Source organism: Pantoea agglomerans (assembly GCF_021397715.1).
Classification (GTDB): Bacteria; Pseudomonadota; Gammaproteobacteria; order Enterobacterales; family Enterobacteriaceae; genus Pantoea; species Pantoea astica.
On the sequence record NZ_CP090207.1, the window covers coordinates 2,460,432 to 2,476,008 of the forward strand.

Annotated in this window: 13 protein-coding genes; 2 read left to right on the plus strand and 11 right to left on the minus strand. The window is 57.9% G+C overall.

Features of this window, described 5'->3' with window-relative positions:
- Positions 1-38: 38 nt before the first annotated feature.
- The 11 genes from astB to LZU96_RS11795 form a co-directional block, all read right to left on the minus strand.
- Positions 39-1,367, minus strand: a complete 1,329-nt coding sequence (gene astB / locus LZU96_RS11745; RefSeq protein ID WP_233984501.1) for an N-succinylarginine dihydrolase — start codon at positions 1,365-1,367, stop codon at positions 39-41.
- Positions 1,364-2,833 (minus strand): succinylglutamate-semialdehyde dehydrogenase, encoded by a 1,470-nt coding sequence (gene astD, locus LZU96_RS11750; RefSeq protein WP_233984502.1) that lies wholly within the window; start codon positions 2,831-2,833, stop codon positions 1,364-1,366. The genes astB and astD overlap by 4 nt, the downstream gene beginning before the upstream one ends.
- A complete protein-coding gene (gene astA / locus LZU96_RS11755) occupies positions 2,830-3,861 on the minus strand; it encodes an arginine N-succinyltransferase (RefSeq protein ID WP_233984503.1) in 1,032 nt (343 codons plus the stop codon). The genes astD and astA overlap by 4 nt, the downstream gene beginning before the upstream one ends.
- Complete coding sequence (locus tag LZU96_RS11760; RefSeq protein ID WP_233984504.1) at positions 3,858-5,078, minus strand: aspartate aminotransferase family protein; 1,221 nt, start codon at positions 5,076-5,078, stop codon at positions 3,858-3,860. The genes astA and LZU96_RS11760 overlap by 4 nt, the downstream gene beginning before the upstream one ends.
- A gap of 1,108 nt (positions 5,079-6,186) precedes the next feature.
- The gene (locus LZU96_RS11765) at positions 6,187-7,638 is read right to left on the minus strand and encodes a YchO/YchP family invasin (protein ID WP_233984505.1); all 1,452 of its coding nucleotides are present in this window, start codon (positions 7,636-7,638) and stop codon (positions 6,187-6,189) included.
- A 171-nt stretch (positions 7,639-7,809) separates the two neighbouring features.
- On the minus strand, positions 7,810-8,607 hold the full coding sequence (locus tag LZU96_RS11770) for an SDR family oxidoreductase (RefSeq protein ID WP_233984506.1): 798 nt from the start codon (positions 8,605-8,607) through the stop codon (positions 7,810-7,812).
- 11 nt (positions 8,608-8,618) lie between these two features.
- Positions 8,619-9,686 (minus strand): ABC transporter permease, encoded by a 1,068-nt coding sequence (locus LZU96_RS11775; RefSeq protein ID WP_233984507.1) that lies wholly within the window; start codon positions 9,684-9,686, stop codon positions 8,619-8,621.
- Positions 9,687-9,912: 226 nt separating this feature from the next.
- Entirely contained in the window at positions 9,913-11,445 is a 1,533-nt protein-coding gene (locus tag LZU96_RS11780) for a sugar ABC transporter ATP-binding protein (protein WP_233984508.1), read from the minus strand.
- 10 nt (positions 11,446-11,455) lie between these two features.
- The gene (locus LZU96_RS11785) at positions 11,456-12,067 is read right to left on the minus strand and encodes a DUF2291 family protein (protein WP_233984509.1); all 612 of its coding nucleotides are present in this window, start codon (positions 12,065-12,067) and stop codon (positions 11,456-11,458) included.
- A 49-nt stretch (positions 12,068-12,116) separates the two neighbouring features.
- On the minus strand, positions 12,117-13,052 hold the full coding sequence (locus LZU96_RS11790) for a D-ribose ABC transporter substrate-binding protein (protein ID WP_233984510.1): 936 nt from the start codon (positions 13,050-13,052) through the stop codon (positions 12,117-12,119).
- Positions 13,053-13,107: 55 nt separating this feature from the next.
- Positions 13,108-13,905 carry a GolD/DthD family dehydrogenase gene (locus LZU96_RS11795; RefSeq protein ID WP_233984511.1) on the minus strand — a complete coding sequence of 266 codons (798 nt, stop codon included), beginning with the start codon at positions 13,903-13,905 and terminating at the stop codon, positions 13,108-13,110.
- A gap of 349 nt (positions 13,906-14,254) precedes the next feature.
- Here LZU96_RS11795 and LZU96_RS11800 point away from each other — a divergent pair, with 349 nt between their 5' ends.
- Positions 14,255-15,067: a DeoR/GlpR family DNA-binding transcription regulator gene (locus LZU96_RS11800; RefSeq protein WP_233984512.1), complete on the plus strand. Its 813-nt coding sequence runs from the start codon at positions 14,255-14,257 to the stop codon at positions 15,065-15,067.
- 96 nt (positions 15,068-15,163) lie between these two features.
- Complete coding sequence (locus tag LZU96_RS11805; protein ID WP_233984513.1) at positions 15,164-15,517, plus strand: DUF6404 family protein; 354 nt, start codon at positions 15,164-15,166, stop codon at positions 15,515-15,517.
- Positions 15,518-15,577: the final 60 nt, after the last annotated feature.

Consider the following 15,577-nt stretch of genomic DNA (forward strand, 5'->3'; position numbering starts at 1 on the left):
GAGCCTGAAGTGAGCGGCAGCCGCTGCTGCCGCGCCCTTCACTGCTGAAATGCATACACATTTCCTAAGTCTAGCAGCTTCGTTAATTCATCCAGCGCTTCACGTCCTTCGCGCAGTAACTGCGGATCGACCAGATCGGCCTGCGTCAGGCGATCGCGATAGTGGCGATCAACCCATTGGTTCAGCCGGGTAAATAGCCGATCGTTCATTATTACAGCGGGATTCACCGCCTGCTGCTCCTGTGGCGTCAGCACCACCCGCAAACGCAGGCAGGCCGGTCCGCCTCCGTTATACATGCTTTCACGCAGATCAAACACCTTCAATGCCTTGAGCGGACCCTCACTCTCCACCTGCTCGCACAAATAGTCCCAGACGCCCGCATGCTGGCGCGACTCTTCCGGCAGCACCAGCAGCATACTGCCGTCAGGCTGGCTCAGCAGCTGGCTGTTAAACAGATAGGTGTTGACCGCGTCTTTGACCGATACCCGACTTTCCGGCACTTCCAGTGCCACAAATCCCGGCACCCGCGCCTGTAGCCGGGCCAGTAACGCAGGCTGGTCGACAAACGCCTGCTGGTGACAGAACAACATCTGCTGATTGCTCACGGCTATCACGTCATTATGAAACACACCCTGATCGATAACCGCCGGGTTTTGCTGCGCGAACATCACCTGTTCGGCCGGGAGCTGATGCAGTCGCGCCACCGCTTCACTGGCTTCGCGCGTCTGTCGGGCCGGATACCGCTGCGGCGCCCTGCCTTCATGGCTGCTGTCACGACCATAAACAAACAGCTGCAGGCCCGGCTCGCCATACGCACCGCCGAGCCGGTTATGGTTGGCCGCGCCCTCATCACCAAACATCGCCACCTGCGGCAAGGCATCATGCACGCTAAAGTGGCGGCTATCGCGGAAGATGGCGCGCAACAGTAATGCGGTCTCCGGCGCTTCCATCGCCCGATGAAATTTATTATTGAGGTTAGCCACGGTCAGATGGACCCGCCCATCGCCACTGTCAGCCGACGGCGAGACCGTGGCGGCATTCGCCACCCACATCGCCGAAGCGGAGCTGGCGGCCGAAAGTAAACCTGGTGCGGTTTTTCCGGCGTGGGCCAGCACCTGCTCATCGCTGCCGCTGAAGCCTAACTGGCGCAGCGCGCCGATGTTGGGTCGCTCATGCGGCGGAATAACGCCTTGCAGATAGCCCATATCCGCCAGCGCTTTCATCTTCAGCAGGCCCTGCTTTGCCGCCAGCCGGGGGTTCGACGGCTGCAGCTGATTGCGGGTCGAAGCCTCATTGCCAAACGACAAGCCGGCGTAATGGTGGGTTAAACCCACCAGCCCATCAAAGTTCGCTTCCACTGCACTCATTTCGCCGCTCCCTGAGGTGAAAAATCGAGTCCCGGCGAGAGTGAGGCAGGCAGCGTCAGATCCGCCGTTTCCAGCGAGGCCATCGGCCAGGCGCAGTAATCGGCGGCGTACCAGGCGCTGGCGCGATGGTTGCCTGACGCGCCAATGCCGCCAAACGGTGCGGTACTGGCTGCACCGGTCAGCGGTTTATTCCAGTTTACGATACCCGCTCGTGCCTCAAGCAGCAGCTGATCGAACTGGGCGCGGGAGGGCGAAATCAGGCCGCACGACAGACCGTAGCGCGTCTGATTGGCCAGCCGGATCGCCTGATCGTAATCGTCATAGCGAATCACGCCCAGCAGCGGACCAAACACCTCTTCATCCGCCACGCCCGCGACATCGGTTAAATCGATAATGCCAGGCGTCAGCAGTGCGCTGTGGCGATCCGGCCAGCGCATCGCCAGCAGCACTTTGCCGCCCGCCGTCACCCGCTGTTGCCATTCCCCGAAAATCTTTTCCGCCGCGCCGGTCGAAATAACGCTGCCCATAAACGGCTGCGGCTCAGCGTTCCAGCCGCCCGGCTGCAAACGACCGGCGACCTCCACCAGACGCTGTAAAAACGCATCGCCCGCTGCGCCGCGTTTCACCAGCAGGCGACGGGCGCAGGTGCAGCGCTGACCGGCGGTAATGAACGCCGACTGCAACGCAATGTGGACCGCGGCGTCAATATCGGCCGGATCTTCAACAATCAGCGCATTGTTGCCGCCCATCTCCAGCGCCAGCATCTTTTCAGGCTGTCCGGCAAACTGGCGGTGCAGCTGGTAACCGGTATGCGCGCTGCCGGTAAACAGCAGGCCATCAATCTGGCTATCCGCAGCCAGCGCCTGACCGGTTTCCCGCCCGCCCTGCAGCAGCGCCAGCACACCGGCTGGCAGGCCGGCCGCCAGCCAGAGCTGCACGGTTTTCTCAGCCGTCAGCGGCGTCAGCTCACTGGGTTTGAACACCACGCAGTTACCGGCCAGCAGCGCCGGAACGATATGACCGTTCGGCAGATGGCCGGGGAAATTATAGGGACCAAATACCGCCAGCACCCCGTGCGGACGATGGCGCAGGCTGCTCTCGCCGTCCGCCTGTTCGCCAGTGCGGCTATGCCAGGCCTTCACCGAAATGGCAATTTTATTGATCATCGCGCCAACTTCAGTCAGCGCTTCCCAGCGTGGCTTGCCGGTTTCGCGGGCGATGGTTTCCGCCAGCTCAGCTTTGTGTGCTTCCAGCTGTGCGGCAAACTTTTCTACCGCTGCCTGACGCTCGGCAAACGGACGTCTGGCCCAGCCGGGAAAGGCCGTGCGTGCCGCCTCACAGGCGGCGCTGACCTGGGCTGGCGAAGCTGCCACGCCCTGCCACAGCGTATCGCCACTGACCGGGTCAGTTTTGACCAACGCCTCTGCTTCGCCGCGCAGCCATTGTCCATTAATCAGGTGGGTCATACTTTTTTCTCCTCACTGCAAAGCGGCACGACGCGCAGGCTATCGCCCGGCTGGCAGTGCAACGCCCGCATCTGTTCATCCGTCAGGTGCACGCAGTCGCCATCCGCTTCGGCCGGTATCAGCGCCACGCGAAACTGGCGATAATTGTGGTTAGCGACCAGGCACAGCGGCGCATCGTGGCGGTTTTCGCCCGATTCGGCGCAGCGCAGGCGGCTTTTGCGTACCGCCCGGATACGATCGATGTCGCACTCCAGCGTCGGGCCGCCGTCAAAGATGTCGACATAGTTGAGGTAGCGGAAACCTTCCGCCTCCAGCACGGCGCGGGCTGGCGCAGTTTTGGGATGTACCTCGCCAATTACCGCCTGTGCCTCTGGCGACAGATAGTGAATATAGAGCGGATGTTTTGGCATCAGCTCGGCGATAAAGGATTTCTGACCGGTGCCGCTCAGGAAGTCCGCTTTGCTGAACTCCATCGAGAAGAACCGGCTGCCCACGCTCTCCCAGAATGGCGAATGTCCCTGCTCATCGCTGACGCCACGCATCTCAGCCACCACCCGATCCATGAAGCGTTCGCGGAAGTTAGCCATAAACAGAAAGCGCGACTTCGACAGCAGGTAGCCGTTTTTGCCGTCGCGGTAGTCCGGGTCGAGAAACAGCGTACAGAGCTCGCTGCTGCCGGTGTGGTCGTTACCCAGCGACAGCGTAGGCAGCGCGGCATAGACATTCAGCTCTTTGGAGGCGTGTACCTGGGTACCGACCCGGAAGTTATACCAGGGATCCTGCAGGCCGACCGCCACTTCAATGGCGCAAATGCCCACGGCCCGATTGTCCTCACTATCGGCCAGCACAAACACGTAGCCCTGCTCGGCGCGCGGCAGCGTATCCTGCCAGGTTTGTAGCGATCGATCGATGCGCGCCTGCAACGTGGCGCTATCCACCGGCAGCGAGGTCAGCCCGCCGCCGGTTTTACCGGCCAGCGCCAGTAGCTGGCTCAGGTCGTCGCGTTCAACCGGACGGATCACCATCATGATGCGGACCCTCGTACCAGGCTTTCACACACCTCGGCGAAGCGCGCCATGCCCAGCTTCACTTCCTGCTCGCTGATGTTGAGCGCCGGCGCGAAACGCACCACACTGGCACCGGCAATCAGCACCATCACGCCCATTTCAGCCGCCGCGAGATTAATCTGCTTCGCTTTGCCGGCGAAATCGTCGTTCAGAACCGCACCAATCAGCAGACCCAGACCGCGCACCTCTTTAAACAGATGCAGCCGTTGGTTGATCTCATTAAGTGCCGCAACGATCCACTGGTGACGCTCGGTCACGCCCGCCATCAGGGCCGGTTGATTGATCAGCTCCATCACTTTTCCCGCCACCGCGCCAGCCAGCGGATTGCCGCCGTAGGTAGTGCCGTGGGTGCCGACACCCATCACCAGCGCGAGATCCTCACGCGTCAGCATCGCCCCAATCGGGAAGCCGCCGCCAAGCGCTTTCGCGCTGGTCAGCACGTCTGGCGTCACGCCGTAGTGCATATAGGCGTAAAGCGAACCGGTGCGGCCAACGCCGCTTTGCACTTCGTCAAAAATCAGCACCGCGTTGTGCTTATCGCACAGTTCACGCAGGCCACGCAGAAAGGCCGGTTCGGCCGGTACCACGCCGCCTTCGCCCTGAATCGGTTCGACGATCACCGCACAGGTCGTGTCGTTAATCAGTGCGGCCGCAGCGGCCAGGTCGTTAAAAGGCGCATGCTGGATATCTGGCGGCAACGGCGCAAAATCTTTTGAATAGGCGGGCTGACCGCCAGCCGAAACGGTAAACAGCGTGCGGCCGTGGAAGGCATTATTAAAGGCAACGATGCCGCTTTTTGCCGGGCCAAAGCGATCGTGCGCCACTTTACGCGCCAGCTTCAGCGCGGCTTCGTTCGCCTCAGCACCGGAGTTACAGAAGAACACCCGGTCCGCAAAGGTGGCGTCGATCAGCTGCTTAGCCAGACGCAGAATCGGCTCATTGGTATAACCGTTACCGGTATGCCATAAACGTGCGGCCTGTTCCTGCAACGCCTGCTGTAATGCCGGATGCGCATGGCCTAACGCATTGACGGCTATGCCTCCGGCGAAATCGATGTAATCCTTGCCGTTCTGATCCCAGACGGTTGACCCTTCAGCGCGAACCGGCACAAAGGTGGCGGGCGCATATACCGGCATCATCCATTGATCGAAATCGTGACGCGAAACCTGCAGTGACATAACCGACTCTCCTGCTTACCCGGCTGGGTAAATATTTTGTTTTAAAATTGTTAAAGGATGTTGTGAAGCTGCTCTACTGTAGAGTGCAGATAGCGTGCCAGCCAAGGAGATTAATGCATAAAATCGTCCTGCAAACGGATTATCAATAACTTAGTCACTGACACCATTCACTTATTTTGCATATATAGTGAATAATTGTCTTATCGCAGCGGCAGCGCCGGGTTTTAATCAGCAGAATTATGCATTTATGGCAGGAAATATCGCTTTTGTGATCGCTGATAAATTATCTGTCCAAAAAAGGTCAACCGTTGCCCTGTTTTGGCGCAAAGGGCTACCAGACGGTGCAACAGAAGCGTGGCTATAAAGGGGTTACGCGGCGGAAGGCGTCAGGAAAGAGAAAAGTATCTTCGTATGACCTGCCATATCAGCGAGGTGACCTCGCCGACGATGCCAGCCATTCACATCGTCGCAGCGCTGTGCGGCAGATATGCGGAATTGTGAAGCAAAACAGTGGGGTGAACCGGGTACTGATTAGGCTGAATCAGTGAATGCCTCGCATCTGATAAAGCGGATCACGGGTTCTGGGTAAGGAGGTTGGCGACTCAAAACGTTTCACTGCTTCCGCCTGTTGTTTCCTTTGCAGAATCTCATAATCCCTTTCCGGGTCCGTTGATTTTTCTATCGAAGAACAACCTGCGACTAACAGAGAACATAGCGGCAGAAGAAAGTGTATTTTCATGTGCAACTCGCTGAGGTGGCTTAAACATGGCGAGGTAACGACGAGACTGATGTCGATATCACTCTCATCTTCACGCCAGGTTAACCATGCTATAAGCGCATCGGATAAAGGTAATGCTGGCCCGACACGATACAATTAGCCGATACGCCTGTTAGCAGGCACGCTTAAAAGCTGAGCCTGCGCCGGTTTATCCACAGATCTCTATCTTTTCACCTGGATATTGATGGGGTTATCGCCAGGACAAGTAAGACCAGGCCATCAGATTAGCCGGTACCTTAGCGCAGGACGCGGACGGCAGCGCTGCGGTATTTCACCTTACAACGCGACACATCAACGCAGCTGCAACAGTATTACACTTCAGCACGATGGCTACAGCGCCACACCCGAAACGCCGGCTGGTGCCATCAGATCGTAACGCTCATCCGGTGACGGCGGGTCCATCGCCATTGGCGGCTGGATTTTCAGGGTGATCCAGTTTGAGGTCACACGCTGTTGCTTGTTGTCTTCCAGCGTGACTGACAGCCGGTATTCGTTGCTGGCACCCGGCGAATCATCCCACTGCGGTAAAATGACGCTCCAGCCCTGCGGATCGGCATTATTGGCGGGCGGTGTCAGGCTAAGGGCCTGGGTATCGCCCTGCCAGCTAACGGCTTTAATCGGATTACTGGCGCGCACCTGCAGCTTCAGCGGCAGACTTTCACCGGCATTCAATTGCCACGGCGGCGTCGCGAGGAACACCGACAGGGTTTTGCGCTGGCGGAATGAGAGCACCGGCGTATCGCTGCGGGTCACGGTATCGTAACGACTGCCGCGCAGCGAGTGCGCTTCAGCAACGTTACTGGCATCCAGCTGGCGGCTCAGCGCCACACCGAAGCGGTAATTGAGCTTCAGGCCGAGCTGATCCTGACTTTCTCCGGCACTGCTGGTTTTATGGGTCGCGGACAGCGTCACCAGCGGCACCGGCGTATAGGAGAGGCCAAACGCCATTGCGGAGGGATTATGGTAGCGGTTGCCGCTGTTAAACAGATCGACATTTTCGCCGAGATATTGCTGGTAGCTCACCGAGACGCCAAGCTGACGATAGAACGGCAGATAGCTCTGGCTGGTGATGTCGTAACCGCGCGCCATCCGCTGCTGCTGTGAATCGCCGAGATTTTTCCAGCCTGACAGCGGCATATAGTAGTTGGCGGAGAGGCGCAGATTGTCGCTCCAGGCCTCGGTCCCCAGCGAGGCACGCTGCAGGCCGCTGCTGAAAATGCGATCGACAAAACCGTTGTAGCCCAGCAGCCAGTTGCCTGCATCCCAGCGTTGCCCCAGCCCGGCATTCCCCACCAGCCCGTCGCCGGTGTCGTGTACTCCGAGCTGGCTGAAGGTGAGCATACTGTTCTCATCGGCCAGCGCACTGAACAGATCGCCACCGGTGCCGGTAAAGTTACCGTTCATGTCCACCATCAGATCGAGCTGTGCGGTGCCGTACGGGGAGAGCAGTGACTGCCCTTCGCTCTCGACCCGATCGGCCACCTCATCACGCAGATGATTAAAGGCCCAGACGCCAGCCTGCTGTCCAAAGGAGACGTCACTGTCACTGTTGTTACTCGCTTCACCAATACTTTTGGCGACCGCCGCCAGTTTTTTGCTCCACTCTTCATCCTGCTCAGCGCTGCTGCCCAGCGACGGCAATGCGTCCAGCGACTGACGATAGCGAGCAGGATCGTCAAATGGCGTCTCAGACACCTGTGTTTCGGTCTGGAGCGCGCGAACAGGCTGCAGCGTCAGCAGCACCGGTGCGAACAAAGAGAGAATCACTGTTTTTCGTATCATGTCACCAGGCATTCAGATTAAGGTTTAGTGGCAGCGGATGAAAAATAACGTGCCTTTACCTTACCATATTGTGACGGCGATACAGGACAGAGGTGACAAATCGTGCATATGCCAGAAAAATCTGACGCAAAAAAAGGCCTGCCGCAGCAAGCCCGGAGTTAATGCGCATCCTCAGGAGAAGATTAATCCGCCATCGACATTGATCGTCTGGCCGGTGATGTAGCGCGCATCCTCAGACGCCAGAAAGGCCACCAGACCGGCGACATCCTCAGGCTGACCGGCGCGCTTCAGCGGAATATTTTGCACCCACTCCGCCATCAGCTCGCCCTTGCCGTAGGTTTTCTGGTCGCTACTGAGGATTTCTCCCCAGACGCGGTCGTTGTAATCCCACATCTCACTCTCAATAATGCCGGGACAAAAAGCGTTGACCGTGATGTGCCAGGGTGCCAGTTCCAGCGCCAGGCTCTGAGTAATGCCGATGACTCCCATTTTGCTGGCGGCGTAGTGCGGCGTGTAGATGAAGCCCTGCCGTCCCTGTCCCGATGAGGTATTGATCAGACTGCCGCTGCGCTGCTTTACCATATACTTCGCCGCTTCGCGACAGCAGAGCCAGACGCCGGTGGTATTCACCGCCAGCACCTTCTCAAAATCACTTTTCGGCATCGTATCGAAGCGATCGATGGTGATCACGCCGGCATTCTGGATCGACACGTCGATCTGGCCAAAGCGATCGGCAGCCTGCTGATAGAGCTGCTGCACCGCCGCCTCATCGGTGACATCCACCTGTAGCGCCAGAATCTCACTGCCGTATTGCTGCTGTAACTGCTCAGCGGTGGCGAAGACGCGGTCGGCGTTGGACACCATCACCAGCTTCGCACCATCGCGGGCAAAGCGGGCTGCAATTCCGGCACCGATGCCGCGACAGGCACCGGTGATCACCACTGTTTTTCCACTAAAATCGCGGGTCATAAACACTCCTGTTAGCTGTGACGAATGTCAGAGAGCGGTGCCGCCTGTAACTTCTTTTCATGGCGACGTAACAGCACCACTTTGCTTTGCAGACGCTGCTGGAACTGGTCAATGACGACGGCGGTCACAATCACCAGCCCTTTAATTACCATCTGCCAGAAATCGCTGACGCCCATCATCACCATGCCGTCAGCCAGAAAGACAATCACGAAGGCACCAATAATCGAACCGGAAACCCGTCCGCGTCCGCCCGCCAGCGCGGTGCCGCCCAGCACCGTGGCACCAATCGCATCCATCTCAAACATGTTGCCGGTCATCGGATGCGCCGTCTGTAGCTGAGAGGCCACCACCAGCCCGACCAGGCCGGCACACAGGCCAGAAAAGGCGTAGACAAACACTTTGACTTTGATAATCGGCACGCCCGCCAGCCGGGCCGCGGACTCATTGCCGCCGGTGGCGTAGATGTAACGCCCGAGCGGCGTTTTGCGCGTCAGGTAGAGCCCGAGCAGCAGGAAACCGATCATCAGCCAGATCGGGATGTAAACGCCCAGCACCGTGCCGGAGCCAAGCAGCGCAAAGCCGGTATTGCCGAGCGCCGGCAGCCCGACCAGATTGGCGTAGGTGCTGCCGTCGTTGAACAGCAATGCCGCACCGCGCGCCACATACATCATGCCAAGGGTACAGATAAAGGGCGCCACGCCCAGCCGGGTAATCACCGTGCCGTTGATGAATCCCACCAGCACGCCAAAGATCGCCACCACCAGAATCACTTCGGGCACGTTAAGAAACAGCGTATTCCCGCCCCACAACGGCACGCCGTTGGTGAGCAGCGCGCCCGCCACCATGCCGCAGATGCCCGCCACCGCACCCACCGAAAGATCGATACCGCCGGTCAGGATCACCAGCGTCATACCAATCGCCAGCAGGCCAGTAATTGCCACATGCTGAGTCATAATCAGCAGGTTGGAGGGCGTCAGAAAGTTCGGCACCATCACGCTGAAAAAGCCGACCACAATCAGCAGCGCGATGAAAGTGCGCGCCTTCAGCAGGTACATATAGAGCAGATATTTTTGGTTCATGAAGTTCTCCGGCCAGCTTAGGGCCTGGCCCACCAGGCGTAATGGTTGCAGGCAGTCTGGACACGGACAGCGCGGAACAACCAGCCGTACACGCAGTACGTGAGGATTACTCGCTGTGCTCGCCCCTTCAGGGCCGCCCTGACGGGCGTTCAGGTTGCTAAAGCAGCCTGTGTGACCACTGCCCAGCGTCAGACTGACAAATAAAATAGCCCGATGGACCAGGCTTTTAATCCTGCGGGGTTGATGCCGCAATCAGTTGTTCTCGCGTCGCCACGGCACGCGGCAAATCGGCAGTAATCCGGCCATCGGCCATCACCAGGATGCGGTCTGCCAGCGCCATCACCTCATCCAGTTCCGAGGAGGAGAACATGACCGCCAGCCCCTGTTGCGCCAGATTGCCAATCAGATGGTAAACATCGGTTTTTGCGCCGACGTCGATGCCGCGCGTTGGCTCATCCAGCAGCACCACCTGCGGACCGGTCATCAACGCTTTACCCAGCACCACTTTTTGCTGGTTGCCGCCGCTCAGCGCGGTGATCGGCAGTTCCGCGTCGCTGACCTTGATCGACAGATGCCCAATCATCTCATTCACCCGCTGATTCTCCTGAGCCGGCCTGAGCAGCCGCAGCGCACGGCGAAACCCGCGCAGGCTGAGATCGGAGAGCGTCATGTTGGCGGTGATCGACATCAGCTCCACCACGCCTTCCCCTTTACGGTCTTCCGGCACCAGCGCGATACCGCTTTTTAGCCGCTGCTGGAAGCTGCGTTTCGCCAGATCTTTACCCGCCAGCTGCACCTGGCCTGACTGACACGGCATCAGGCCAATCAGCCCTTTAAACAGTTCGGTGCGCCCGGCACCCAGCAGACCATAAATGCCAATCACTTCGCCTTTGCGCAGGGTAAAGGTCACGTCATTCAGGGTGTAACCGCCGTTCTGGTGCAGGGCGGTCAGGCCGTCAACCTGCAATACCGTTTCCCCCTGCGGAGCCGCCTGGTAATCGAACTGCTTCTTCTTATCACCCACCATCTGGGCGATAATCCACGGCACGCTCGCCTCACGCACGTCGCGTTCGCTGATAAAGCGCCCATCGCGGAAGATGGTGATGTGATCGCCAATCTCCATCAGCTCCTCCAGCCGGTGCGAGATATAGATGATGGTGACGCCGCGCCGCTTGAGCTGAGCGATCACGTTAAACAGCACTTTCACCTCGGACTGACTCAGCGCGCTGGTCGGCTCATCCATGATCAATACCCGCGTATCCTTGGAGAGCGCGCGGGCGATCTCCACCAGCTGCTGATGACCGATGCCCAGCTCACCAAGGGGCGCATAAGGGTCAACATCCAGCTCCAGCCGCTCCAGCAGCGTCTTCGCCAGCGCATACTGATATTTTTCGTTGATCACGCCACGCTGGAAAAACTCGTTAGCGATAAAGATGTTGTCCATCACGTTCATGTTGGGGAACAGGTTCAGCTCCTGAAAGATGATACTGATGCCCTGCTTCTCTGCCTGATGGGTCGAGTTAAGCGATACCACCTTACCGTCCAGCAGGATCTCGCCGGATGAGGGCGTTTCGACCCCCGCCAGCATCTTCATCATGGTTGATTTGCCGGCACCGTTTTCGCCAATCAGCACGTTGACTTTATTGCGATAGACCCGGTAGTTAACCTGATCGAGTGCCGTAACGCCGGGATAGAGACGCGACACGTTGCGGGTTTCGATGATCACATCGCTGCTCTGCTGCGGTTGAAGATCTTGCATCTGCCGCTCCTTATTGCCGGCTGATCGACGCCGGAGTGATCTCCGGCAGCGACTGCGGGATGTCCCAGCTACTGAACACGCCGACGACCGTCACCTTATCGCCCACGCCAGGCTTGAATGTCTGCATCAGGCTGGCCGCCTGCTGATTAATCGCTTTGCCGTAATCACCAAACAGCACCTGATCGTTAAAGTCCTGATAGCTCGCGCCCTTATAAGCATCACGCAGCGCGGTCCCGCGAATGATCGGCCCGGTCTGAATAGTGACAGTGTCACCTGATTCATCTTTGACGCTCATCTTGCCGCTGCGGGAAGTGGTGTTTAGCGCGGTGACGTCACCACGAACCGTCACGCTGAATACGCACGGATTTTCCGCCTGGCTGCGGTAGCCATAGGATTGGCAGGCGCTGTCAAAATCTTTCGCCGTCTGCAGCGACTTCATTAACACCGCCAGCGGTTTCGCCTCGGCCGTGAGCTGTGGCACCAGCTTTTGCTGCCAGACCTGATCGATGTTGGCCATCTGTGGATTGGGGGGATTTTTCAGCTCGGCCAGCTGTTGCTGCGACACAATCCGGCAGCCGCTCAGCAGCAGGACCCCCAGTGTCAGCCAGACTCTTCCGGACATCTTCTTCTCCCTGGCGCCCGCTCAGGCAGGCGCGGCGGCGATGAGTGAATTACGATTTGAAGTTGAAATCCTGTACGCCGCTGGCGTTATCCGGCGTAATCAGGATGCCGCGGAACATCACCCGCTGTTTCTCCGGTTTCGCCCCTTTCTGGATATAATTGTCGAGGTCGGTCACGCCCTGCGCCGCAATCGCCTGCGCCTGTAACATCACCGTGGCTTTCAGGGTGCCGGCCTTCACCGCATCCCGTTCGTCATTGCTGCCATCGATCCCCACCACAATCACATCGTTGCGTCCGGCTGCTTTCAGGGCGGCAATGGCCCCCAGCGCCACCGGTCCGTTACCGCAAATCACCCCTTTCACATCCGGATGCGCCTGCAGAATACTGTCCATGATCCGCTTGCCGTCGATCAGCGTTCCTTTGGCATCCTGGCGTGCCACGCTCTGCATATCGCTGTACTGATCCAGCACCTGATGGAACGATTTGGAGCGCGTCACGCAGTTATTGTCGGCCAGGTTACAGGTCAGCTCGGCGTACTTGCCCTTCTCACCCATCTTCTCGACAAACACGTTGGCGACGTCAGAACCGGCCTGGAAGTTGTTATGGGTAATCTGCGCCAGCGCCACGTCATCCACCGGAATTTCACGGTTGATCAGCACCACCGGAATACCGGCATCTTTGGCTTTTTTGATCGCTGCCACGCTGGCGGTAGAGTCGGCGTTGTCCAGCACGATACCCTGCACTTTTTTACCGATGGCGGCGTCGATCAGTTCGCTCTGCTTCTTCACATCTTCGCCGTGCGACAGCACCGAGGTTTTGTAGCCCAGCGCCTGCGCTTTGAGGTTGGCGCCTTTGGCTTCCGAGGCGTAATACGGGTTATCGAGGGAGTTAACCAGAATCATAATGGTGCCTTTCTCGACGGCGAATGCCGCCTGCGAAACCAGACAGGCGGCCACAGCAGTGCACAGCAGGGTACGGTTTTTCATGATGTTCTCTCTTATCGTTATCACTGGGTGTTGATTCCCGGGTGTCAGAGCAGCCTTACCAGATGGTAAATCCGCCATCGATCATCAAATCTGCGCCGGTGATCATGTCGCTGCCGTTGCTGGCAAAAAACAGCACTGCGGCGGCAATCTCATCGGTGTAAGCAAAGCGGCCTAACGGAATCAGTTTCTTCATCTGCTCGCCCTTCTCGCCGCGCCAGGCTTTTTCGCCCATCGGCGTCAGCACCACGGTGGGCGAAAGGGTATTAACGTTGATGCGGTACGGCGCGAACTCTTTCGCCATCACCTTCGTCATGCCGAGCAGTCCCGCTTTGGCTGAGGTGTAGGCGACGTGGTTATCAATGGCGATGGAGGCCGCCTGCGAGGCGATATTGATGATTTTTCCGCCGTTACCCGCCGCGATCATCAGGCGCGCTGCGGCCTGCGAACAGAGAAAAGGGCCAGTGAGATTGACGGCGATCTGCTTCTGCCACTCGGCAAAATCGGTCTCGATCACCGGCTGTAACATCACATACCCGGCGCAGTTCACCAGAATATCGATGCGGCCGTAGTGGGCGATCACCTGGTCAAAGGCCGTCGTAACGGAAGCGGGGTCAGTGACATCACAGCAGACGAAACGCACCCGATCGGCAGCAAACTCCGCCTCAAGGCTGGCTACCTTATCCGCCTCGAACGGCGGATAGAGCAGCGCCAGACGTGCTCCTTTCTCCAGCAACATGCCATTGGTCGCCATCGCAATGCCGCCGAGCCCGCCGGTCACCACCGCGACTTTCTCAGCCAGATTCAGAGCGATATCCACGCCGTAGCGCAGGTTTACGTCATATTCAGCACTCATCCCACTTATCCCCTCAGTTTTTTGCTGCCGCTCAGGACTCAATCATTTTCGAACAAAAATATAAGCTATCGAAAAGAAATGATATGTGGGGCAGATCAAATTTCGACCATCTGCCTGCTGGCAGGGATTATCTTATTGAAAAGACGTGATCCGGCTTGCAATGCGGAAATAAAAGTGCTGAACCGCATGGATGAAAACGCGGATGATTCAATGACCTGTCGGATATTAACTTTCGTTCGAAAATCAATGTTGCTGCGGGCTATCTCGCATTCATAAAAACGTCGCGTTAAACTCTGCGACAGATCCTTCTTCGCCTGAACCCCTGCGATTGGAAAAGGGAGCATTTCGATTGAAAAGCAAAAGTGAGCAGTTAGCTGATATGCAGCAACGCCGCGAAAAAATTCTGGAGATGATCCGAGAGGATGGCACCGTCACGGTCAAAGCCCTGACCGAGACTTTTGGCCTGACGGAAGCCACCTTGCGCAGCGATCTGCGAATGCTGCAAAAACAGGGCTTTGTCCAGCGCTACCACGGGGGCGCAACCCTGATGACCGGCAAACAGAATACCGGGGCGATGCTGCTTGAGCGGCAGACCCATCTGGAAGAGAAGGAGGCGATTGGCCGGCTGGCTGCCCAGCATATCGAAAATGGCGACACGGTGATTTTCGATTCCGGTACCACCACCACCGCCATCACCGACGCCATGACGCATATCCGCCGGTTGTCGGTGGTCACCACGGCGGTAAATATCGCACTAAAACTGGGCGGCGAGCCCGGCATTAACATACTGCTGACCGGCGGCACCTTTAAGTTTCCGACGCTGTCGACCTCCGGCGAGAAGGCAGCTAACTTTTTCGAAAATGTGTTAGCGGAAAAACTGTTTCTGGCGACCGCCTGCATCTCACCGCGCCTCGGCCTGAGCTTTCCAAGCGAAACCGACATCAAGGTCAAGCTGGCGATGATCCGCTCCGCCAGTACGGTGTATGTGGTGGCCGATTCCAGCAAGATTGATAAAGTTTCAATGTTTGCGCTGCCCTGTGACTGGAGCAATATCCACTATCTGATTACCGATAGCGGCATCAGCCCGGCGCAGGTCAGAGCTTTCGAAACGTTGGGTGTCAAGGTGCTGGTGGCACCGCTGCCGATGAAGCGGGCAATGTAACCGCAATAGCGTCGGCGGGGTTCATCACAACGACATGTGGTGCGTCTATGTTGCGATCACGACGCTGAACGTCGCGGTCAGAAAGGTGAACAACCGATGAAAGACGAGATTTTTGAGCGCAGGCGGACACGGGCATTCGCCATCATGGCGGAGAAAAAAATGTGGGGCTGCCACGCCCCACCGCCGTTACATCGACTGCTGTGGAACATGAAAATCTACCTTCCCTTGCCGCCCTTTGCTGCTTTCTGGCTCAATGTGCTGGTTTTTGCCTCGCTCTATACGCTAATGATGCCGCTGCTGCTGTTATTTCCTTCACTTTCCGCGCCCACTTTTGACGCCATTTCCATCGCCACCAACCTGATGGCCGCGCTCTTTTTTGGCCTGTCGATCGCGGGATTCTACGCCTGGCGTAAAAGAGTTTATCGTTTGCCCGAATGGGATCAGCTTTAAGCGCAGCCAGCGCTCGCACCTGACGCTTAGCCCACTCAGATCATTAAGCCCTTTCAGCCC

Coding starts and splice junctions, on each gene's coding strand:
- astB (WP_233984501.1), bottom strand. CDS start 1,367: ATGAGTGCAGTGGAAGCGAACTTTGATGGGCTGGTGGGTTTAACCCAC.
- astD (WP_233984502.1), bottom strand. CDS start 2,833: ATGACCCACCTGATTAATGGACAATGGCTGCGCGGCGAAGCAGAGGCG.
- astA (WP_233984503.1), bottom strand. CDS start 3,861: ATGATGGTGATCCGTCCGGTTGAACGCGACGACCTGAGCCAGCTACTG.
- LZU96_RS11760 (WP_233984504.1), bottom strand. CDS start 5,078: ATGTCACTGCAGGTTTCGCGTCACGATTTCGATCAATGGATGATGCCG.
- LZU96_RS11765 (WP_233984505.1), bottom strand. CDS start 7,638: ATGATACGAAAAACAGTGATTCTCTCTTTGTTCGCACCGGTGCTGCTG.
- LZU96_RS11770 (WP_233984506.1), bottom strand. CDS start 8,607: ATGACCCGCGATTTTAGTGGAAAAACAGTGGTGATCACCGGTGCCTGT.
- LZU96_RS11775 (WP_233984507.1), bottom strand. CDS start 9,686: ATGAACCAAAAATATCTGCTCTATATGTACCTGCTGAAGGCGCGCACT.
- LZU96_RS11780 (WP_233984508.1), bottom strand. CDS start 11,445: ATGCAAGATCTTCAACCGCAGCAGAGCAGCGATGTGATCATCGAAACC.
- LZU96_RS11785 (WP_233984509.1), bottom strand. CDS start 12,067: ATGTCCGGAAGAGTCTGGCTGACACTGGGGGTCCTGCTGCTGAGCGGC.
- LZU96_RS11790 (WP_233984510.1), bottom strand. CDS start 13,052: ATGAAAAACCGTACCCTGCTGTGCACTGCTGTGGCCGCCTGTCTGGTT.
- LZU96_RS11795 (WP_233984511.1), bottom strand. CDS start 13,905: ATGAGTGCTGAATATGACGTAAACCTGCGCTACGGCGTGGATATCGCT.
- LZU96_RS11805 (WP_233984513.1), top strand. CDS start 15,164: ATGAAAGACGAGATTTTTGAGCGCAGGCGGACACGGGCATTCGCCATC.